The following is a 22,239-nucleotide window of genomic DNA, read 5'->3' on the forward strand; positions in this document are numbered from 1 at the left end:
AGGTATCGATCGCAGGTTAATATTTTTACGCTTTTAAAGCGGTTTTCTGGTCTTCCTATAGGATTTGAAAGAGACCTCTCCAGGTAATCTGCCTGATCAGGATAAATCAGTAGTATTTCACGTATCCTAAAGAACAAACAATAATAAATTTTAGAATCGAAGAACGTAGAGAAATATCTGCCACTTTACCTCATTGGATAGCAAGATTAACGACGTAATAGTTCCCTCAACTTCGTTTCTTCCAGATCCAACAATGACAGGTATTTCCTGATCAATTCTTCATCGTAGCCATCTTCCCTGTTAAGTTCATAAAGTGCCTTTCGTTGTTGGTCTAGTAAAGCAAGATATATGTGTTGATAACGCTCAATAAAATTTCTGCTTGTATTATTAAATACTTCTACGTCCTGTTGAAATACATTTAAGTCAGTTCGCAATTTAGCTGTAAGATTCTTCACATGCTGATTTGATTCCTGGTCATCACTGAATTCCTTTTCCAAAAACCGGATTGAGCGTTCAGTCATAGCCTTTTTTATAATTAACTCCTGCTCCAGCTCCTGTAGAACAGCATCGTTATCTTTAATTTTCATCTTTTTGATCAGCCATGGTAAGGTAAGCCCTTGGAATACGAGTGTCACGAGAATCACAATAAAGGTGATTATCAAAATCAGGTTTCTGTAAGGAAAAGGTTGTCCGGGTTGAATAACAACAGGAATTGAAAGTGCAGCAGCTAGAGAAACTACACCCCGCATTCCTGACCAGCCAAATACTATCGGTATTCTCCATCCGGGATTTCGATCTGCAACTGTAATAAACCGCGCGGCAAAACGTGTAAAAATTGAAGCTCCTAAGGTACAGCATAACCTAGTAACAATTAAAACAAGTGAAATAGCAAGTCCATACCATATCGCTGCACCAAGACTAACTTCCTCTACTTCACTTGTTATGTATGGAAGTTGAAGGCCTATTAGCATAAACACGATACCATTAAGCAGAAACCCCAGCGTCGACCAAACATTAGCCCCCTGAACCCTTCCCTGGTAAGTGAGTAGTTTATGTCGTTGATTGGATAGGAATAGTCCGCCTGATACTACCGCCAACACACCTGAGAAATGAAACTGTTCTGCGAAGTAGTACATGCAATAAGGGGCAAGCAGATTTAAGATAATTTCTATGGCTGGGGTAGTAGGCAACCAACGATATATTGCATAAAAGATGAACCCTACTAATACACCAATCAATGTTCCCATCACGACCACGATGAGAAAGCTGCTCACTGCTTGGGATAATTGAAATTGTCCCGTAACTATTGCTGCGAGCGCAAAGCGAAATACAATAAGTGAAGAGGCATCGTTTAAAAGGCTTTCACCTTCTGCTATACTTACTAATATTTTGGGCGCTTTTACCTGGCGCATAATGGTTGTCGCAGAAATAGCATCAGGTGGTGATACAATACCGCCTAAAAGGAATCCGAGCCCTAGAGTAAAACCAGGAATTAACGCATACGATGCAAAGGCTACGATGCATGATGTAATAATTACAATTGGAAAAGCAAAGCTTGTAATAACACGCCTCCATTTCCAGAAGTCCTTCCAAGTTGTTTGCCAGGCTGCCTCATACAACAAGGGCGGAAGAAAAATAAAGAATATGAGATCAGGGTCTATGGTAATATGTGGGAAGATATTTGCAAAACTTACAGCTAAACCTCCTACTACAAGTACGATCGGATATGCCAGCTTCAATTTATTCGCCAGCATTACAAGCGCTATAATAATGAGTACGAGTGAGATGTATTCGACAAAAAGTCCTTGCATATAATATGGTTACACGATAAAATTAAAAAATCTATCTATTCTGGCAATGCATCTTCATCCCTGTGAAAAGGGGTACTTCTCGTTACTTTAACGAGAAGTACCGGAGGCACTAAGATTACTTGCAAAGCTTTCATACTATGAAGTTGAAAGTGATTAAAAAAAGGATTTGATTCCTTTTGTCACTTAAGGTGGTGTTGTTATTTGATAACGTACTTTTTTGGTTCCTCGAATAATTAGTACAAATTGCAAAACCGCCTTGTCAAATCATACATCTTGAATCAATGAATAACAATAGTCTAACTACGAAACCCCATTACAAAATTCTCGATGGTCTTCGTGGTGTTGCGGCCCTCATGGTTGTTCTCTTTCATATTTTTGAAGCTCATGCCACAAGTCATTTAGATCAACTCATTAATCACGGGTATCTTGCTGTTGACTTCTTCTTTCTCCTCTCAGGCTTCGTTATCGGTTACGCTTATGACGATCGTTGGAATAACATAACAACCTTGGAATTTTTCAAAAGACGTCTGATCAGACTTCAACCTATGGTGGTAATGGGAATGCTTGTTGGCGCGATCTGCTTCTACTTTCAGGGTTCTGTATTGTGGCCCGGGATCAGTGAAGTACCGCTTTGGAGTATGCTTCTTATCATGTTTATTGGCTTTACATTACTTCCCGTACCGCCCTCAATGGATATCAGGGGTTGGGCCGAAATGCATCCACTTAATGGCCCGGCCTGGTCTCTCTTTTTCGAATACTTTGCAAATATTCTTTATGCCATAGGGGTTCGAAAATTCTCAAAACCAGCGCTTTCAGTTCTTGTATTCATTTCTGCGGTAGCACTTATTCATTTAGCCGTAACAAGTCCTGCAGGTGATGTTATCGGTGGATGGTCTATTGATCCTACGCAGCTTTATATCGGTCTCACTCGCCTTATGTATCCATTCTTTGCTGGGCTGTTACTTTCAAGAACAGTGAAACTTACTTTTATTAATAATGCCTTTTTGTGGTGTAGTCTCCTTGTCATCATTGTTCTATCGTTTCCACGTATTGGAGGGAGTGAACACCTTTGGATGAATGGCCTTTACGATTCCTTGAGCATAATCTTGATCTTCCCGCTCCTAATTTATCTTGGAGCAAGTGGCGACGTTAAAGGTAAATATGCTGATAAACTTTGTAAGTTTCTGGGTGATGTCTCATATCCCATCTATATCACACATTATCCAATTGTGTATATATATACAGGATGGGTTTACGATGGCAGATTAAAAATTAAAGAAACTTACCCCATTGCTATACTTGCTTTTATCTCATGCATAGCTCTTGCCTATGCTGCACTAAAACTCTATGATGAACCCACTAGAAAATGGTTAGGTAAGAAAGTATTGCTAAAACCAACAGCATCCGCTTAGGTTTATACGATACTCCTCTGGCAACATACTAGAAATTCAAAGTGCCAATTAAAAACTCGAGCTTAGTAACTGACGGGCTTATCCCATAGCTGTAGCGAACGCCGATATCAAGCTGCGGCAAAAATCTTAAAACGTTTATGTCAACACTGGCTTCAATGCCAATGGAGTTGTAGCGTAAGCTCTGGTTAAATGACTTGTTATCTCCAAAACCATAGTCCATAAATAAATTTGTTCTGAGACGTTGAATGTTAACCACAGGCCCTAAAGCAACATCAGGATACCAAACAGGCATTGTATAGTTAACAGAGAAAGCATAAAAATCCTGAAACCTTGACGCTGAATATCCTCTGGGGAAAGGAATTCTATTTCTGAAAATATAGTTATCTCTTTCATTTACTATCCTTGTTTTCTGGTAAGCCCAATATCCCCAAAGCGAATGATGCTTAAAAAGACCTGGAAGATAAAGAATACCAGTAAACGAAAACTGCTGACCATCATAATCACCACCATAGGGAGTATTGTAGTACCAGAAATTAAATGCCTGTCCCCATTTGCTATTAATATCCCTAGGGGACTGCTTTAATAGCCGGCTTGCACTTACATTAAAGGTGTTGTATAGTAAGTTGCCCTGATCTACATAATCTCTAAAAAAGTAGGATCTTCCTTCTCCGGTAGGAATAATTCTGGAGTCGATTGTATCGATATTATTTTTAAAATCACTCACATTTGTAAGTCCAACGGAATTACCAAACGACAGTTGAGTAGAATATCTGGAAGAGGTAAGCACCAATGGAATACGCACACCTGCCTGCAAGTTCTTTTCACGCCATTCGAATTTAACGTCTCTTGTAGTCACAGAAACCGGAGTTTGTAATGTATCATAGAAGCTTGCTGATCCTTCATTTACTGAACGATTTGCAATAGATGCAGATACGTCAATGATAGGAAAGATTCCTTGGTATGTCACTGCTGCGCGCCAGGCAGAAACTCGTTCATAGATATCAAAGTTATATCCTACATCAACACGTGTTGTACTCAACAGATCCTGAGATGTAATACCAATATTTGCTTCCGTTAATGCGTTATTTACATAAAAGCCCCACGTGTAGGGATTTATCAAGCCTCTTAGTTTAGAATACTTTGTGACAGGATGCGTAATGCGAGGGACACTATCGAGGAGCGTTTCTCTCCCCTCCTGCTCTACCAGTAATTGTTCATAGATCTGTGGTGTACTTTCAGCTGAGAATCTTTTCCAGTTTGTTGTGTCATATGGAATGCTAACAACATCAAGACCGTTGCGCGTCTGGTCGTTGTAATAAATAGTTCTTCCATCCGGCGTGATGCTTGCATTAAATGCACCGTACTTACTTTCCGTTACCTGGTAACGTGCTTTTGTATGCAGGTCCATAGCATAAATATTATCAACACCATTTACAGGTGAATTGAAAAAAAGATGATTCTTATACAATACAGGATACCCAAAATTCTCTTGTCCGTATGGTAATATTATCTGCTCGCTGCCATCTGCCTCGTTCATAATAACAAGTGCCTTTCCCTCACTAGAAGTCTTCAGAATAACTATTTTATTACTATCATCTGACCATCTCGGCATGGAGTAGAAATGATTCTCTTCGTTGGGGAATGTTTTTAAAATTTTTCCTTCCGGAAAGGAGAGAATAACGAGTTGTGTTTTATAATCCGTATCCGTTCTCACGGCAACAATTTTTGTTTCGTCCGGAGAAATAGCCGCGCTGCCATACCGTTCTTTTTTTCCGCCTATTATGTAGCGCTTACGGGTTTTTAATGAATAAGCTTTTATCAATGAATAGTTCTTTACAAGCCAGCGCGGATCGTATCCGTATTCATTCCAAACAATGGTAGATCCATGCGCCGACAGCATTCCTGAATCGTTAATGAAACCTGGCGTAAAAATCTTTGTCTTATTCTTATCAATAGTTACAAACTGAGCAATATCTCCTATGCCACTTCTCATGGCTATCACTCTTCCATCAGCAAGCACTTGGGGATACTGATAATCTGTATAAGCTGGTCCTTTACGTTCTGTAACATTCGTAAACGCGGTAAGCGTTTTTTTATCAAGCTGTTCTTTCCATTCTTGTTTCAAATCTTTAACCATCTCCCGATATAGTCCTGTTACATACAAATTACTTTCCTTTTTGATGGCATTGGAAAAGGCAAACGGGATAAAGGGAACATTCCATGCGTGAGAAGTTACCTTTCCCCATATTTCCGGATCATTGGTTCTCTTTCTCAGGTAGCCTACCATGTGATATCCTAAAACATAATGATCAGGAATAAAATGTTTATACGATCGCAGGTATTGTTTATGATAGTTGAATTCTCGCCCTTCTAAAATATTGGTCTTGAATGCCAACGCAAAATTCGGAATCTTACCGCGCCCACTATGCGTAAACGCTGTTTCTGTTGCAACTGCATCTCCTTCCCAAAACCATGATGGAGCTGCAGCTTGTGATAATCCGGCTAGTGTTGTAGCGCCAAACAAGTAATACGCTAACCTGTTAAAACCTCTGTTTGCATGCGCATATTGCACCACATGCCTGTACTCATGCGCCGCAAGCGTGTTCAACCAATCGTTAGTACCAATAAAATTATAATCCTGGCTGGGCATGGTATAAAACTCTGACCTTCTGGGAAGAATAGAAACGAACCCATTGCTTGTCGATGATTGATTTTGAAGAATCACTGAGAGTTTTCCAGGTAATGACCCTAACGATCGGGCTTCAGCTTCATGAATATGCTCAAGGGTATTAGCCATGCGCTGCCCTTGCTCATCAAACCCTTTTGGAAAAAGAATGCGGAAGTTCTTTGTATTGATCTGGGACCACTTTATGGAAGGGGGATTGGTCTCGAGTACGTCTTGTGCTTTAACATAATAGGCTAACAGGCTGACAAAAACAAGGAGCTGAACTTTCATGGCTTTCGTTCTCCATGAAATATTCAACTCCCTTTTATAAAAAGCAAGCTTTTCAGTAAACTATTCCACTTTTATGGTATTACTTTGAATAGCACTTACCTGGAAGAAGCCCAAAGCTCCATTGGAGAGGTTTGTTCTGGGTGAAGATGGCACCGGACCGAACATTCCACCATCTCCGTTTAAGATGTTACTTAAGTCACTATAGAATACATACCCGCGGCGGCTTAAACTGTATAATTCAACCTTTGCTTCATCCCCTATTCCGTATATCGTTGGCCCCGCAACACCATCGATATTTTCAGCCAATATTTCATCATCACTGATATAGATGTCATTGTTATCATACAATGTAAGAACACCGTTCCTATAGAACTTAATCAGATAAAAATTCACTTCATCCTTCGGCTCCTTGATGTACATCAATACTTCATATATCTTTCCTTCTACTTCCGGGTCGTCGACCTCATCCTCATCAATTTCGTAGCTTAATGAATCTATTTTAGAAACCTGGGCAAGCATGTCCTCCGCTTCAAAAATTTCACCTTCAATGTCTACTCGTAATTTGTAAGTTCTTCCTATTTCTCCTGTAAACGCTTCTTCAGGAATGTATATCCCAACCGAATCACGGTGGTTACGCGGATTATGAATAAAGTTAACCGTTTTGCCGAGGTCATCACTCACTGTTACCACTGCATTTGAAATTCTTGGCGATGGGCCTGTGCTATAGAACGAGTTTGTCTTCGACAATTTCACACTTTGCCTGTTGGGCTGATCAGTAACAAGCCCTTCTATGACTACTTTCTCTACAGTTTGTTTAGGGTCAAGCTTAAAGGGTTCATCACACGAAGCAAGTGCAATCGCCAGGGACAATATGAATATATTTAAAAATCTGGTTTTCATAAATGTTGTATTATCAATTAAAAGCAATTGAATTTGATATTATAAGTAACCGACGGAAGAATTGGGAAAAGATAGATCAGGCGCGCTTCTTTTTCAGTACCATCTCCTACCACATTTCCATCATCATCTTCTTTTGTCCTGGTGTACACGGTGAACGGATTTTGCCTGTTGTATGCGTTGTAAACGGAGAACACCCATTGTCCCTTCCATTTCCTCGACAAGTTCTTTCTTGGATTAAGCGTTACGGAAAGATCAAGTCTATGGAAGTCTGGCAGCCTATAACGGTTTCTATCTGTGATATGATCGGGATTGTATGTACCAAACTCATATTTTCCCTCTGGCAATGTTATTGGGCGACCAGTACTATAGGTAAAGGCAGCTCCAAAAGTCCATTTCTCATTTAGGTCATAAGATGCCTGTATATTCACAACATTCCGCCTGTCATGGTTGGCAGGAAACTCCTTGCCTTGATTAACTCCAGGTATTTCACGCATCGTTTTAGACCATGTATAGGTAGCCATACCGATAAGCTTTCCCTGCTTTTTATTCAGCATTAGTTCAGCTCCGTAGGACCATGAGTCTCCCTGCCTGAATTCCGTAGACAAATCGTCATTAAAAAACAACTGTGCGTTATCAGCAAAGTCAGTCACATTTTTGAAATCCTTGTAATAACCTTCAATAGAGAATTCATACATGTTATTATTAAAGTTTCTGAAGTACCCACCAGCAATTTGGTCTGCAAGCTGTGGTTTCAGATAGTAACTGCTGGGATTCCATGTATTAAATGGCACAGGCACTGTTCCGGATGCAAGCAAATGTGTGTTCTGAACCATTCGGTTATATGATACTTTTATTGATTGCTTTTCATCAAGCGCATAACGTATACCTAAGCGTGGCTCGAGGTTAACATAAGTCTTTATTGTTTGCCATGCATCATAATGCAATGTATCGGTTCTATCCTGCTGTACATTATCCTTCGGATCTCTGTATAAATAGACATCTGCTGTACCTACGTTCTGAAAAACAGAGAGGCGAAGACCATAATCAAGCATAAATTTGTCACTTACCTTCTGTTGGTTGCTCACGTAAATTCCGTGGTCAAGTGCATACATTTTTTCCAATTTCAGCTCCGAGAAAAAGGAGCTGCCTGATGTAGGTTGAATATGCCCTGGCGAGAAGCTTCTTCCTGTTAAATGATAACCGAATGAAAGCTCGTTCTTTGTATTTAAAGCATACGAAAGATCATTTTTAAGGCTTAGCTCCTGTAGGTTAGAAGTCCACTCAAAGCCCGAAATAGCATCATCAAGACCAAGCTTGTAATCAAAGTTAGAAGCGATAAGGGAGGTGTTCATGAACAATCTGTCATTGAACAAATGATTCCAACGGAATGTACCGGTCATATTTCCCCAGTTAAAACCAAAATCGCCGCCGAACTTGAATACATCCCTACCGTTGTAAAATGAAAGGAAGAATCTGTTGTTGTTATTATACTTCAGGTTGACTTTTGCATTTATATCATAGAAATAGACAATGTTGTCTTCACCTGCCGCTCTTAAGAACAAGTCTGCGTAAGACCTGCGGCCCGATACAATAAAAGAGCTCTTATCCTTTACAATGGGTCCTTCTATAGCCACACGACTTGCAAGGGTGCCTATACCACCATTTACTTCATAACACTTGTTATTACCATCTTTTGTGCGAACATCAACAATAGAAGAAAGTCTTCCACCATAACGCGCGGGTATACCACCACGGTAGATTTCTGAATCCTTGATAACATCGGCATTAAAAACAGAGAACAGACCAAACAAGTGTGATGGGTCGTATACCGGTGCTTCATCAATAAGAATGAGGTTCTGGTCGCCACTTCCACCACGAACGAAAAAAGCAGATGTTCCTTCTCCTGCTGTAATCACACCGGGCATCATCTGTATGTTCTTAATAATATCTACCTCCCCAAACAGTGCCGGAAGTTTTTTCACCTGTGTCATGTTCACGGTGTTTTTACTCATTTGAACAGACGCCACGTTTTCATCAAGCGGCTTCGCCTCAATAACAACCTCATCCATCTGCTCTGCTTCTGTTGAAAGCTCTATATTTCTGGATGTGTTGCCATTTAATTCGAGCTTAACGTTCTCGATCTTATAGCCGACAAAACTGTATTGGATATCGTAAGTTCCTTTAGGAACTGTTATGGCATAGAAACCATAATCGTTAGTTACAGTACCTGCCTTTAGGGAAGGAATAAAAACTGTAACACCGATAAGCTCCTCTCCATTACCAGCATCACGCACGTAGCCATTTAATGTGACCTTCTCCTGCGATTGGGCTGTAAAGAATTGAAATAAAAAAGTTAGAACAAGCAAGTATCTTAACATGGGTGGTTATATTTTTTTCTGTTAGACAATCCGAAAAGTATTTACCCCTATTGCATCCTTTCACTTTTTGAAAAAAAGGTAAATACCTTTTCAAATTGCGACATTATCAACACGAATAAACCGATAAATAGTTACCTTAGAAGTCGGATTTACTATAGAATAATTACAGGGAATGCTCAGAAAACTAAAAGAATTGTATCAACAATATAAACCATATGTACGCGTTGATCTGATCATGTATGCCGTGCTGATTTTGTTGATCTTCATCTACTTTATCATCAGCACAATCGTTTGATCTACATCACCAACTCAAATACTACAATAGAATTTCCTTTACATTATCCTTCATTCTTTCCGCCAGGGTATCAGTTGGCAGGTCGTTGAGGTCAGTACCAAAAGGATCTTCAATCTCTTCTGCTATCAGCTCAACACTCATTAATACAAAAGTAATAAGCACAACAATGGGTATAGTATAGTAACCAGAAGTACTAATGAAACCAAAGGGCAGTATAATAATGTATATAACGATAAATTTCTTTACATACATCATATATGAATAAGGTATGGGCGTATTTTTAATGCGCTCACAAGCCCCCATCAGGTCGATAAAATCTTTAAGCTCCTTATCAAGGTTAATTAGCTGGTAACCGGTAAAAACACCATCCTTATATAACTGATTTACTCTCTCATAAAGCAGTGCCGAGATTTTGTTAGGCTTATGTTTATATTTCTTTAAGTCTTCATTAAATTTCTCGTCCAAATGCTCTAACTGATTCAGCTGAACACCTTGCCTTAAGTGTTCCTTCATCGCGAACACAAAGTTTGGAATCATTGCTGCAAACCAGGCCCGGTCTTCATGATTTTCCTTCAGCAAATAAGAATTGAGTTTTAAGGCAAAATTTCTGGTGCTGTTAACCAAGCCTCCCCAGAGTCTCCTTCCCTCCCACCATCTGTCGTATGCGGTATTGGTCCTAAAAACAAGAAACAAACCCAGTACAATACCCAATATTGAAGAGACAGACACAGATGGCTGAAACTTATTCAGATGCAGTTCAAACACATCTATATACAAGTAGCAGCATAACGTCGTGTACAAAAGCATGACAATTGAAACCGGAGTCAGGGTTTTCATCACTTGCCTGCTGTAGGTATGCAGAATTAATGAGAGCCATTGCTTCGGGTCATACTTTACCATACTAAAAAAGTTAAGGCCGCAAATTAAACGTAAGAAAGACTGATTTGCAAAAAGACATGCCTTTGAAGCAGCAAGTACATGCCTTTGAAGCGCAAGTTATTTTCGACTTTTGTATAATACATAAAATATTGAAAGAAGCAAATCGTTTAAAATGCCTGAAAGAAAGACTAATTCAGAAGAAGAGTATTATTTTTATGCAAACTTTTTTCATGAAAACATTTTCTGTTGTTCACATTTTACTTCTCGTTATATTCCTATTGGTTTATCAATGTGCAAAAGCACAGGATTTTGTTGTTACTGCAAAGGGTGATACCATTGCAGGTAAGGTAAGACCGCTTACTTACGGACCTGACAAAAAAGTGCAAATTACCACCCAGGATAAGAAGAAAAACACTTATTCTATCTTTCAGATACGGGGTTTTAAATTTAATAATGAGGTATACCATCCTGTTAAATTGCCTGCCGGATATACTTTTATGAAACTTATAACACCGGGATATCTTTCTTTATATGCTTTTCAGCAGGAAAACCAGGTTAATTATGACGGATTATGCCTTGTAAAAAGAGACGGCACTACCCTTGAAGTTCCAAACCTAACGTTTAAGAAATTAATGACGCGTTTCCTGCACGATTGCGAAACAGTGTCTAAAAAAATAGACGATGGTGTTTATGGTAAGAAACAGCTTGATCAGATCATTGCTGAATATAACCAATGCATTGATCAGCGCACCAGTGAGAGCACTGCATCGGTTACCCGCCAGCAAACACAGGTTAAACAGGTAAACGCATGGGATAACCTTGAAGAAAAACTAAAAGAAAAAACAGATTTAAAGGATAAGGAAACCGCTCTTGAAATGATTGCTGAGATAAAAAATAAGATCAGACGGAGTGAAAAGGTTCCTAACTTTTTAATTGAAGGTCTAAAAAGTTCTCTGGCAAATGCAGGCTTGAATGAAGAACTTGAAAAGGCATTGGGTGAATTGAATAAGTAACGATAGGCACAATCATTAAAGAAATTTTAAGATAAGCTCTTCTTTAGATATAAAGGAAGAGCTTTTTTTTTATATTCTTTAAACAAAAGCAGGTGTTACACGTAATGGGACTTATACTTATTACAGTACTTTATTCTTAATGATTAGTAAAATACTTGTTGTCGGTGGTACAGGCATGCTTGGCAAACCTGTAGTACAGGAACTTGCACAGGCAGGATTTCAAATTACGACCCTTGTACGCAACAAAAAACAAGCACTAAAAATATTGCCGCCGAATGTAACGCTTTCAGAAGGTGATTTGCAAAATTTACAATCTCTTGAAAAAGCCTTTACTAATCATGATGCTGTTTACATTAACCTTAACATTAAGAGAAATGAAAGGCCAGGTGATTTTCATACCGAAGCCGAAGGTTTGAAGAACATACTAACTGCAGCAAAAAAGACACATGTAAAAAGAATAGCCTTTATTAGTTCTCTCGTTATAAACTACCAGGGAAGAAATAATTTCAACTGGTGGGTATTTGATATTAAAAAACAAGCTGTAGATCTTATCAGAAGCTCCGGAATTCCTTATACTATATTTTATCCTTCTACTTTTATGGAAAGCGTGCATCATAACTACAGGCAGGGAAACAACATGATGCTTGCTGGCAACTCTCTCCATAAAATGTACATAATTGCAGCGAACGATTATGGTAAACAGGTTGCACGTTCTTTTAGCATTCTGAAAGACGAGAATAAGGAGTATACGATTCAAGGACCGGAAGGCTATACGGCAGATGAAGCTGTTGAGGAATATGTAAAGCATTATCAAGGAGCCAAATTAAAAATCAGAAAAGCACCAATAACGCTTTTAAAATTCTTGGGAATATTTAGTACTTCGATGAACTATGGTGCGCATATCCTCGAAGCACTGAATAACTATCCTGAACAATTCAGCGCACAGGAAACCTGGGAAGAATTAGGAAAGCCTTCAACGCTTCTGAAAGATTTTGTCAAAAAACTTCCCTAAACCTTAGAATTGAATTTCCTGCCAGAGCAAATCTGGCTTCAGATAAATATATCCCTTCTCAACTTTTAAGGGCGATTCAAAATTATTTGTATAAATAGCACCGGTACCCAATCCCTGAGGAATGCGGATATCATAGTTAGCTGTGAATTGACAAATGGCATTAAGCCCGATATTGGATTCTAAGGCTGACGTTATCCACCATCCGATGTTCAAACTTTCAGCTATCGAAATCCATTCTGCGGTGCCGGAAAGTCCGCCGTGCAAAGTAGGTTTAAGGATAATATATTGAGGCTTCAGCTTCTGCAACAACTTTGTTTTTTCTGCTGTTGTAGTTTTACCAATTAACTCCTCATCAAATGCAATCGGGATCGGTGATGTCATGCAAAGCTCCTCCATCTCCGCCATTCCTGGTTTAATGGGTTGCTCTATGGAATGAATGTCAAATTTTGATAAGCGATCTAACTTGTCATGAACATCTTCTGTCTTAAACGCCCCATTTGCATCCAGTCGAATAGTTATCACATCCTTAGCATATTTTTTTCTGACTGAACTGATGATGTCACATTCTTTATCGAAATCGAGTCCACCCACCTTAAGTTTGATACATGTAAAACCTTTCTCTATTTTTTCGCTGACCTGGTCCATCATAAAATTCATGTCACCCATCCATATCAACCCATTTATAGGTAGTCCTTTTCCCGCTATAAAATCATTATTGTAGATTATTCTTTTGCCGCCATTATTCAGATCAAGAAGCGCAGTTTCAAAAGCAAAAAGAATGGAAGGATTCGCCGGGGGTACTATCTTCGACAACGTGGGGAGGTCGACGCTTTCAAGCCGCGGAAGTTTGCTAATAACAGACTTTATTACCTCTTCTAAATCGGGTTTATGATCGATACTTAGGCCTGGTAGTGGACCACATTCTCCAATTCCTTTCACAGAAGGATTTTTATCATCCCATATATTTATAAACCAGGATGTTTTGTCGTCCATTGCACCACGTGACGTACGGGCTTTAAAATTGAACTGGAATGTTTTTTTAAAATATTTGGCTTGTAGCGGCATTTGAAAAACAGAAAGGCACTAATGTAATCACAATCCATTATTACCTAAATCAATAATTACATGAATAATCTCTGGAAGTATTTAGCTTTGTGCCGCTATGGATATTTTGAACTTAAGAGATTTTGAATATGATCTTCCTCAGGAAAGAATAGCCCTCTACCCTCTTGCACAAAGAGACGAGGCAAAACTTCTTATAAGCAAAGGAAAAAATATTGCACACACGGTATTTAAAACTTTGCCTGAACACCTTCCTGCCAACGCATTTCTTTTTTTCAACAATACCAAAGTTATTCCTGCAAGGCTTCAGTTCGAAAAAGATACAGGAGCGCAAATAGAAATTTTCCTCTTGAACCCTGTTGAGCCATCAACGTTGTTGATGGAAACAATGAAGGCACAGCGCACTTGTACGTGGAACTGTACGATCGGAAACTTAAAGCGATGGAACGAAGGGCTCGTTCTTGTAAAGGAAATTTCTGACATAAAGCTTGAGGCTACGCTTATCAATCGGGTTGAAGGCACGGTAAGGTTTGTGTGGAATGGCAATCAAAGCTTTGCCGAGGTTATTGAATCGATAGGAAAAACACCGCTACCTCCTTATTTAAGACGGCCTGCGGAAGAAGCAGATCGAGATCGTTACCAAACCATCTACTCCCATTACGAAGGCGCAGTGGCGGCGCCAACAGCGGGCCTTCATTTTACAACAAGGGTATTTGACGACCTCAAAAAAAGGAACATCCCTCACGATTTCCTCACGCTGCATGTAAGTGCAGGTACATTTCAACCCATCAAAACGGAGAATGTCCATGAGCATGTGATGCATAAGGAGCAAATCATCGTGCATAGACACAACGTTGAAAGTCTTTTAACAAAAGACATATTTGTTATACCTGTAGGAACAACTTCAATGCGAACCTTGGAAAGCTTGTATTGGTATGGCGTAAAACTTCTTTTGGATAAAGATACAGCATTCAACATTTCACAACAGTATCCTTACTCGATTAAAAACCCTCCATCACAAAGGGAAGCACTTCAGGCAATCCTTTCCCTGATGGAGGAAAAACAAACCGATTACCTTGTTGGCGAAACTTCTATCTTTATAAAACCAGGATATTCTTTTAAGATCTGCAGCGGACTCATTACAAATTTTCATCAGCCCGGCTCCACCCTTATTTTGCTGATAGCTACTTTACTTGGAGAGCACTGGAAACAGGTTTACCAGGAAGCTCTTGACAAAGGCTACCGGTTTCTCAGCTATGGAGACAGTTCATTGCTCATCCCTTAATTATCTTCTTTGCTAATAGGGCGATAAAAGGTAATTGCACCCTAATACCACCAAAAGAGCCGTATATTGCACAACCCTTTGGATTTACATGAATTCTTGCCTTAAGTGTTATTTTTGAGGCAACCTACCTGTTTTTGACAAATAGTGTCAAAAGCGATTTAAGTCCAATAAAAAGCATGCACCCAGCTCAATTTATCTGGGAATTAGAGAATTCAATTAATTACCACTTGGTACAATGACAGGCAGAGAGCGTTCGGAATCTACGATGCGAGCACCTTGCCAGCACCGTGCGTGCGGTATGTCTGCGAGAAACTACCCCTATTTCTCGCAGACACGGTGCTCGCATGGCGCTGGCATGGTGCTGGCAGGATTCATTCCCAAGCTATTTATAAGCCATGTATGGGAGGTGCAGACGGGGTACGATCTCTTGAAAGTTCCGCAGATGGTTCTACTTATTCAGATTGTTTGGCTTAAAGGTTAATAGCCTATGGAGGAATTCACAACAGTCAGATAATCAAGGTCCTTTAGGGTACAAAACTGGGCATAAAAAAACCACCCCAATACAAGTTGAGGTGGTTTTAACAACTACGGCTTATTATCTTGATGAAATGGTAATCGCGTTCAGATCGACAATTCTAACTTCTACCCTTCTGCCTTCTTCTTTAGAAGAGCTTTGATCTTTACTTGCTCCATACCCTTTCGCTACTATTCTTCTGCGTACCACGCCACGGTGGTTGATGTAATCCAGTACAGCAATTGCCCTTTTATTAGAGAGTTCTCTGTTGAGATCTTCTGAACCTTCTGCTGAAGCAAAACCAGATATTTCTACTCCAAGATCTGGGTATTTTTTCAATACTTCAAGAATATTATCAAGTTCTGTATTGTACTGTGTCTTTAAATCACTCTTACCTGCATCAAAATAAATCTTTGCAGCCTTGGCTAACAAAGACTTATCAACTTCTGTAGCTTTTTTGGCAGGTTGATTTCTTTGCTTCTTCGCCTCTTCAGCCACGATCATGGTAGGCAACGAAAAGATTGTTTTTCCTCCAACATTCTTCTGTTCAAACTTGCTCTCGTCGCTCTCATCGTAGTAATATGTGCGGGCAGCAACTTCAATTTTAGAATTCTTTGGATCATCAAAATTAACAGCTTCAACTGGGTCTTTATGCTCTATGAGCCCAACCAGGTACTCAATACCATCTTTATCTTTGGCTGCCATCAGGTCAAGCATCATATCGTAAACATCAACATTACCGGTTTGCACCAACTTAGCTTCATGTGTTTTTCTTAAATCTGCTTTAACATCCTGATCTGTATCATAGAATGCATTCTTCACCTGTACTTCCTGACCTACTACCACATCAAATTGCTTGATCGTCTTCAGACTGATCATCTGGTAAAGCTCATAGAAGTAATCCTGGTTAGGAACATTAATGTTCAGGGTATATGGTAAAAAGCCTTCTGATTCTATAACCATGTCGTAGTTCTTCGCAGGAGGAAGAATTACAAGATAATTTCCGGTCTCAGGATCAGGATTGTAAACGAAGTCAAGTTTTTTATTGGTTTGATTATCTATCAGATAAATTTTGGTAGGCATTGGCTTGCCTGTTTCAGCATTCAATATCTTTCCTTTTATCATTGTTAAAGGAATATTCGCAGCTTCTGCAGGCATGTTCAGGAAGTAAATATCTTGCCCTCCAGCACCACCTTTTCTGTCTGATGAAAAATAACCTCTGGTTCCATCAGCGATAAGCGTAAAGTAATTATCGTTAGCGGTTGTATTTACAGGATAGCCCATGTTTTCAGGGGCAGTCCATTTGTTGTGAACGAACTTCGTAACGAAGATGTCACGGCCGCCCATTGAGTTATGTCCGTCGGATGTAAAGAAAAGTGTCTTTTGATCAGGATGGATAAATGGAGCATCTTCATTTGCTTTTGAATTCACAGCAGGCCCCAGGTTAACAGGGCTAGACCATGTACCATTGTTCTGAAGTGTTGTTTTATAAATATCCAACCCGCCAAATCCACCTGCTTTGTCACTTGCAAAGTAGATTGTTTTACCATCGGGCGTTATGCTGGCGGTAGATTCAAGATATTTTGGTGTATTAATAACAGGAGCTATTATACCAGGTTTAGACCAACTTTCACCTGAGCGTGTAATTTGAAACAAGCTACCAGGGTCTGTTACTGCTCCCATATATATAAGCATCTTTTGTCCATCAGGCGAAATACCCGCAGTACCCACGTTGTATTCAGACGCCACAGGCACCAACTTAGGTTCACTCCATGTGCCAGAGTTATTATAGGAGATATATATTTCTTCAATAAATTTATCGCCCGAACGTGTTTTACCTGTATTCGGTCTCAAGGCAGTAAAGGCCATAATACTTTCGTCGGCTGATACTACAGGATTGTACTCAGTATATTGTGTGTTGATAATAGAACCGAAATTACTTACAGGTATGTTTCTTGGCACGGACATCAGAGCGATTGCCGTATTGCATGTGTTTAGTGCCTGATCGGCCTTGGCAACGGCAGCCTTGTCAGCTTTTACCAATCCTTTATATGTATTAAACGCATTCAGTGCCTTTTGCAGGCTTTCGTCCTTTAAGTAAAGATATCCCAAATCAAAATAAACAGATGGCGGAAAATCTTTACCATTAGCCAGGGCATATTCAAAAAGAGGAATTGCTTTAATTTCCTGATTTGTTTCTCCTGTTTTCTGGTAACAAACGCCTGCTTTGTAATGCACTGAAGGATTTTTCTCCCCAGCATTAATCGCCTCTATAAACAGCGGAAGAGCCTGGTCGTATGCCTTGATCCCAAAAAAGCGCTCAGCTTCGGCTAATGATTTTTTATTTGCCTGACTTAAAGCCATTTGTGCTAAGGCTAACAGTACGAAACTGAAAAAAACAGCCTTTCTATTCATAAATAACTCGGGTTTAAGATATCAAACGTACAAAGTTTTTAAGGCCCTTAAAGCTTTATTTCCGCCGGAATCTTACAAGGCATAGCAAAATCCCTTAAAAATCCAGAATTTAAATAGCCGTTAATACTCAAAAAATTCCCGTTTTAAAGCGGTTCACTAATAGAAAGCAAGTGTTGAAGGCAACCAGCCATAGGATTTTACGTACAGAATAACGAAATTTAAGTTTATTAGCCGACTTATATGAAGGAAAGACTGTTAAGGTTCATGAATATAGAACCTGACGAAGCAGGACGTGTGTCCCTACTGTTTCTGATGGGTTTCTTCATGGGGGTGTTTATTGCGACCCTTAGTGTGGCTTCGCAATCCCTTTACCTTCTGCATTTCAGCGAAACTGACGATCTTCCTTACGCCCTTTTAAAGGGTGGTCTTTATGGCCTGGGGGCAACTTCGCTCTATAACTTCTTTCAGAATCGCATTCCCTTTCCCGTTCTGGCCACCATTAGCCTGGCTCTTGTTACCGGATTGACTGCTTTTATTGAATTCGGAGAAACCGCTTTTTCTGATCCCAATAAAATGTATGAATTCGGTTTCACGATGATCATTCCATTCTCGTTTCTTGTATACCTGGTATTCTGGGGATCCTTTGGACGTCTATTTAACCATCGTCAATCAAAACGCCTGGTGGGCACGGTTGATATCGGTGCCATGATTGCTACGTTCATTGCATTCTTCACTATACCTGTTCTGCTCACGAACTTTCCTGACTTTGTTCAAACAGAAACACTTTTTACGGTTGCCCTGGCAAGCATCAGCATTTTTCTGTTTCTCTTTGTATACCTCAGTTTACGCCATGTGAATAAGGTACTTACCTTCTCGCAAGAACGTAAAATGTATAAGAAGCTTGAGCTATATGACTTCGTAAAGAACCGCTATATTATGTATATGTCATTGTTCATCATTTTCTCAATGATAGCAGTGAACTTTGTAGACTATTCTTTCCTTAACGTGACCACCCTTTACATGGACACGGAGAGACTTGCCAACTTCATCAGTTTGTTTGAGGGTACGGTTGTAATCTTTAGCTTTCTTGTAGACGTATTTGCAACTGATCGAATTAATCATGAATATGGAATGAGGGTATCGTTGTTGATCAACCCACTTCTTATCGGAGCATTTACTGTTATAGCCCTGGTAGTCGGATTAATTTTTGGATATTCCCCTACTGACTCTTCTTTTGTGGTGTATTTCATGGTTATTGCCATGAGTAAGTTGTTTATCCGTTCATTGAAAGAAGCGATTGACAACCCTACTTTTAAATTGTACCTGCTGCCTATTCAGGCACAAATAAGGATTGATGTACAAACGAAAATTGAAGGCATTGTAACTGCCTTTGCCAACGTAGTAGCTGCAGCCCTTATCATTCTTATTACACAGCTACACCTTTACGATCTAATTTATGTGACAGCATTTACCATTCCTGCTTTTATTATCTGGTATATCGCTACCAATCGTATGCACCGGAAGTACAAGCAAACATTACAAAACACCTTACTTCAAAATAAAGAAACTACACAAACTCAGATTACCAAAAAAGAATATACAATTAACAGCCTGCTGGAAAAAGAAGTAAGCAGTACAGCTGAGGAAAAGGTAATCTATGGCCTGAAGCTTATGGAAAAGCTGGAGCCTGCTCTTTTTGAAAACGCAATCATAGGACTGGCCGACAGCCAAAACAAAAAGGTCAAAATGTTTGCCGAAGAAAAAATACAGGCTCTTGGTATTGAAAAAGATCCTTCAAAAACCGATATCCGGTCGTTGGCATTGCAGGCAAGAACTGAAATAGAAGACAGTGACCTGCTTTCCATTTCCTCTGACAAACTGATGAAGCTGAGTAAGTCGATCAGGCAAAGTGACCGGATTCTCGCTGCAAAGTTGCTTAGGAAATTAACAAGCCCGAAAACCATTTTCATTCTGCTTGAGTTACTTCGCGATGTAGATCCTAAGGTGCGCTTCGAATCATTACTCACTGCGCGCAAGGTAAAACGTCCTGAGACATGGCCTGTGCTCATTGAGATGCTTGTGTCTCCGGCCTATGGTCATCATGCTGCGGCAGCGCTTAAAGAAAACGGAGAATCAGTGTTGCCTACTTTAGAAGCTGCCTTTCATAAATCAGGGCAAAGTGATCTTGTCATGTTGCGCATTGTACAAATCATGGGAAGAATCGGCGGCCCTCAGGCACTCGAACTGCTATGGAGAAAAGCAGACTACCCTGATAAGCGTATAGTCAAGCAAATACTCTATTCCTTACGATACGTAAATTACCGGGCTAAAGACAGGGAAGCGCGTGATGTGATGAACCTTCTCGAAACCGAGATGAGCAAAACAATATGGAATCTTGCTGCCCTGCATGAACTTCCCGAGACCAAAGAATTCTTCTTCCTGAGGGAGGCTTTAAAAGAAGAGGTAGCAGAAAACTACGATCACATCTCTATCCTGCTTTCTATTCTTTACGACCCACAATCGGTTCAACTGGTTCGCGAGAACCTTGAGTCTGGCGATCCAGATAATATTGCCTTTGCGCTTGAGCTGCTTGATCTCTTCGTTGGCCAGGAATTAAAACCAAAACTCATTCCGTTATTAGACGAAAGTCCAACACAGGAAAAGTTGAAGTTACTTCAATTGTATTACCCGCGTGAAAGCTATACACCGATACAGGTGATCAATTATATCCTCAACAGGGATTATAACCTTAACAACCGATGGACTAAGGCTTGCGCCATTCATGCCACTGCTTATATCCAGGACTTTCGTGTAAGTCGTGGTTTGGCAGCGCAGGTATTCAACAGCGATAAGCTACTGCAAGAAACTGCAGCATGGGTTGTGTATAATAAAGAAAGAAAGTCTTACCAGGCAATTAGGGAAAGATTACCCAACCGGGATAAGAAGTTTCTTGATACTTCTATTGAAAGCAATGAGCTTCTCGACGGGCTTGATGATGGGTTCTTTCTGGGAATTGAAATGGTTATGTTCATTAAACAATTGGATGTATTTAAGAACATTTATGGCTCTATTCTCAGCGATCTTGTTGATAAGATAGTGCCTATTGATTTAAAGCCATCAGAACAGTTAAAGTTCAACTCCAACGAGAGTAATGCTTCTATATTCATTATCGCACACGGAGAAGCGAGACTAAAGAGTGAAAACACCGTAATTAACATACTGCCTAAAGGTAGCGTATACGGCGACTTATTTCAGGATGGCCCCGCAGTTGCTGCGTCTGCCCTTGAAGCCTTGGAACATACCGTAATCTTCAAAATAGATCTTGTCGATTTCTATTTTGTGATGGCTAATCACCACGAACTTGTTCAGGGACTGATTAAAAACATAACAGAGCGTAAAAAAGCATATTCACCAATTAACTCATAAAACCCCTATGAAGTTTGACGTTGATGTATTGATTCTATTTGCAGGAAATGACAACAATGCAAATAAAAATGAACTGGGTTGGGTATCTCAATTCAAAAAATTCCTTGAGCTCATGTTGAATCAGGTTCTTGGAGAAAAATCTACTATTCTGCTTCAAGCAGATAATGATGCTCCTTCAATTGAATTGAGTAAAGTAGGCGTACTTGTACCCATTCTTTCAAAAGAGTTCGTTCAGGCAGAAGAATGCCAGCAACGCTTACATGGCTTTTTAAAAACAAGCCAGGCAACAGACAGAATACGGAACAGGATATTCAAAGTTTTTAAAACACCCCTTACAGTTCAGGATCAGCCGTCAGTAATCAGCGACCTGATTGGTTATGACATGTATCAGCTTGATCCGGATTCAGGGGAGATCAGGGAGTATTCAGATTATTTCAGTACAGAAGCAGAGCGTCAATATTGGATGAAGATGGTAGATCTTGCTTACGACATTTATGACGCACTTGTTTCCCTCAAGAGTGGCGGCGACATGACTGAAATAAAAAGCATCTTAAAACGAAAAACCATCTATCTGGCTGAAACAGGTCACGATCTTTCGGTACAACGCAACATCATAAAACGTGAATTACAACGACATGGGTATGTTGTACTTCCTAATCAAACACTTCCTGGAAATGTAGCGGAGCTGGAGAAGCTTGTGAGACGCGATCTTGAAGAAAGCCATCTATCCATTCATCTTATCGGAAGTTCGTACGGAGAAATACCAGAAGATTCTGACAGATCAGTAGTAGATATTCAAAACAAGTTAGCAGCGGAAAAGAGCACCTCATCAAAAGAGGCAAATAAAGAATTTACACGTCTTATCTGGATATCCCCTACCC

Annotated in this window: 15 protein-coding genes; 8 read left to right on the forward strand and 7 right to left on the reverse strand. The window is 39.8% G+C overall.

Going from position 1 to position 22,239, the window contains the following annotated elements:
* Positions 1-206: 206 nt before the first annotated feature.
* Entirely contained in the window at positions 207-1,811 is a 1,605-nt protein-coding gene (locus KK060_RS16140) for a Na+/H+ antiporter (RefSeq protein ID WP_254154805.1), read from the reverse strand.
* 281 nt (positions 1,812-2,092) lie between these two features.
* Between KK060_RS16140 and KK060_RS16145 the strand changes: the two genes are divergently transcribed.
* Positions 2,093-3,223: an acyltransferase family protein gene (locus KK060_RS16145; protein WP_254154806.1), complete on the forward strand. Its 1,131-nt coding sequence runs from the start codon at positions 2,093-2,095 to the stop codon at positions 3,221-3,223.
* A gap of 28 nt (positions 3,224-3,251) precedes the next feature.
* Here the strand turns inward: KK060_RS16145 and KK060_RS16150 are convergent, their stop codons facing one another.
* From KK060_RS16150 to KK060_RS16160, 3 genes are read right to left on the reverse strand one after another with little or no spacing between them, the layout of a single operon-like run.
* The gene (locus KK060_RS16150; RefSeq protein WP_254154807.1) at positions 3,252-6,179 is read right to left on the reverse strand and encodes a TolB family protein; all 2,928 of its coding nucleotides are present in this window, start codon (positions 6,177-6,179) and stop codon (positions 3,252-3,254) included.
* A 60-nt stretch (positions 6,180-6,239) separates the two neighbouring features.
* The gene (locus KK060_RS16155; protein ID WP_254154808.1) at positions 6,240-7,079 is read right to left on the reverse strand and encodes a DUF4249 domain-containing protein; all 840 of its coding nucleotides are present in this window, start codon (positions 7,077-7,079) and stop codon (positions 6,240-6,242) included.
* Between the two features lie 17 nt (positions 7,080-7,096).
* On the reverse strand, positions 7,097-9,457 hold the full coding sequence (locus KK060_RS16160; protein WP_254154809.1) for a TonB-dependent receptor: 2,361 nt from the start codon (positions 9,455-9,457) through the stop codon (positions 7,097-7,099).
* Positions 9,458-9,629: 172 nt separating this feature from the next.
* On the opposite strand from KK060_RS16160, the gene KK060_RS25075 reads away from it, so the two are divergent.
* Positions 9,630-9,752 (forward strand): hypothetical protein, encoded by a 123-nt coding sequence (locus KK060_RS25075; protein WP_302180103.1) that lies wholly within the window; start codon positions 9,630-9,632, stop codon positions 9,750-9,752.
* A gap of 21 nt (positions 9,753-9,773) precedes the next feature.
* On the opposite strand, the gene KK060_RS16165 is transcribed toward KK060_RS25075, so the two are convergent.
* Positions 9,774-10,652, reverse strand: a complete 879-nt coding sequence (locus KK060_RS16165) for a bestrophin family protein (protein ID WP_254154810.1) — start codon at positions 10,650-10,652, stop codon at positions 9,774-9,776.
* 209 nt (positions 10,653-10,861) lie between these two features.
* On the opposite strand from KK060_RS16165, the gene KK060_RS16170 reads away from it, so the two are divergent.
* The gene (locus KK060_RS16170; RefSeq protein ID WP_254154811.1) at positions 10,862-11,644 is read left to right on the forward strand and encodes a hypothetical protein; all 783 of its coding nucleotides are present in this window, start codon (positions 10,862-10,864) and stop codon (positions 11,642-11,644) included.
* 139 nt (positions 11,645-11,783) lie between these two features.
* Positions 11,784-12,656, forward strand: coding sequence for an SDR family oxidoreductase (locus tag KK060_RS16175; RefSeq protein WP_254154812.1), 873 nt, complete (start codon positions 11,784-11,786; stop codon positions 12,654-12,656).
* Positions 12,657-12,659: 3 nt separating this feature from the next.
* Here KK060_RS16175 and KK060_RS16180 read toward each other — a convergent pair whose 3' ends face one another.
* On the reverse strand, positions 12,660-13,721 hold the full coding sequence (locus KK060_RS16180) for an o-succinylbenzoate synthase (protein ID WP_254154813.1): 1,062 nt from the start codon (positions 13,719-13,721) through the stop codon (positions 12,660-12,662).
* A gap of 97 nt (positions 13,722-13,818) precedes the next feature.
* On the opposite strand from KK060_RS16180, the gene KK060_RS16185 reads away from it, so the two are divergent.
* Positions 13,819-15,003 carry an S-adenosylmethionine:tRNA ribosyltransferase-isomerase gene (locus KK060_RS16185; RefSeq protein WP_254154814.1) on the forward strand — a complete coding sequence of 395 codons (1,185 nt, stop codon included), beginning with the start codon at positions 13,819-13,821 and terminating at the stop codon, positions 15,001-15,003.
* Positions 15,004-15,238: 235 nt separating this feature from the next.
* Positions 15,239-15,484 carry a hypothetical protein gene (locus tag KK060_RS16190; protein WP_254154815.1) on the forward strand — a complete coding sequence of 82 codons (246 nt, stop codon included), beginning with the start codon at positions 15,239-15,241 and terminating at the stop codon, positions 15,482-15,484.
* Positions 15,485-15,598: 114 nt separating this feature from the next.
* Here KK060_RS16190 and KK060_RS16195 read toward each other — a convergent pair whose 3' ends face one another.
* On the reverse strand, positions 15,599-17,932 hold the full coding sequence (locus tag KK060_RS16195; RefSeq protein WP_254154816.1) for an OmpA family protein: 2,334 nt from the start codon (positions 17,930-17,932) through the stop codon (positions 15,599-15,601).
* 240 nt (positions 17,933-18,172) lie between these two features.
* Between KK060_RS16195 and KK060_RS16200 the strand changes: the two genes are divergently transcribed.
* Positions 18,173-21,358 (forward strand): hypothetical protein, encoded by a 3,186-nt coding sequence (locus KK060_RS16200; RefSeq protein ID WP_254154817.1) that lies wholly within the window; start codon positions 18,173-18,175, stop codon positions 21,356-21,358.
* Positions 21,359-21,365: 7 nt separating this feature from the next.
* The coding region (locus tag KK060_RS16205; RefSeq protein WP_254154818.1) for a DUF4062 domain-containing protein at positions 21,366-22,239 on the forward strand (874 nt) is incomplete at its 3' end.

The organism is Chryseosolibacter indicum (assembly GCF_018598585.1).
Taxonomy (GTDB): Bacteria; Bacteroidota; Bacteroidia; order Cytophagales; family Cyclobacteriaceae; genus Chryseosolibacter; species Chryseosolibacter indicus.

Coding starts and splice junctions, on each gene's coding strand:
- KK060_RS16140 (WP_254154805.1), bottom strand. CDS start 1,811: ATGCAAGGACTTTTTGTCGAATACATCTCACTCGTACTCATTATTATA.
- KK060_RS16145 (WP_254154806.1), top strand. CDS start 2,093: ATGAATAACAATAGTCTAACTACGAAACCCCATTACAAAATTCTCGAT.
- KK060_RS16150 (WP_254154807.1), bottom strand. CDS start 6,179: ATGAAAGTTCAGCTCCTTGTTTTTGTCAGCCTGTTAGCCTATTATGTT.
- KK060_RS16155 (WP_254154808.1), bottom strand. CDS start 7,079: ATGAAAACCAGATTTTTAAATATATTCATATTGTCCCTGGCGATTGCA.
- KK060_RS16160 (WP_254154809.1), bottom strand. CDS start 9,457: ATGTTAAGATACTTGCTTGTTCTAACTTTTTTATTTCAATTCTTTACA.
- KK060_RS25075 (WP_302180103.1), top strand. CDS start 9,630: ATGCTCAGAAAACTAAAAGAATTGTATCAACAATATAAACCATATGTA.
- KK060_RS16165 (WP_254154810.1), bottom strand. CDS start 10,652: ATGGTAAAGTATGACCCGAAGCAATGGCTCTCATTAATTCTGCATACC.
- KK060_RS16170 (WP_254154811.1), top strand. CDS start 10,862: ATGAAAACATTTTCTGTTGTTCACATTTTACTTCTCGTTATATTCCTA.
- KK060_RS16175 (WP_254154812.1), top strand. CDS start 11,784: ATGATTAGTAAAATACTTGTTGTCGGTGGTACAGGCATGCTTGGCAAA.
- KK060_RS16180 (WP_254154813.1), bottom strand. CDS start 13,721: ATGCCGCTACAAGCCAAATATTTTAAAAAAACATTCCAGTTCAATTTT.
- KK060_RS16185 (WP_254154814.1), top strand. CDS start 13,819: ATGGATATTTTGAACTTAAGAGATTTTGAATATGATCTTCCTCAGGAA.
- KK060_RS16190 (WP_254154815.1), top strand. CDS start 15,239: ATGACAGGCAGAGAGCGTTCGGAATCTACGATGCGAGCACCTTGCCAG.
- KK060_RS16195 (WP_254154816.1), bottom strand. CDS start 17,932: ATGAATAGAAAGGCTGTTTTTTTCAGTTTCGTACTGTTAGCCTTAGCA.
- KK060_RS16200 (WP_254154817.1), top strand. CDS start 18,173: ATGAAGGAAAGACTGTTAAGGTTCATGAATATAGAACCTGACGAAGCA.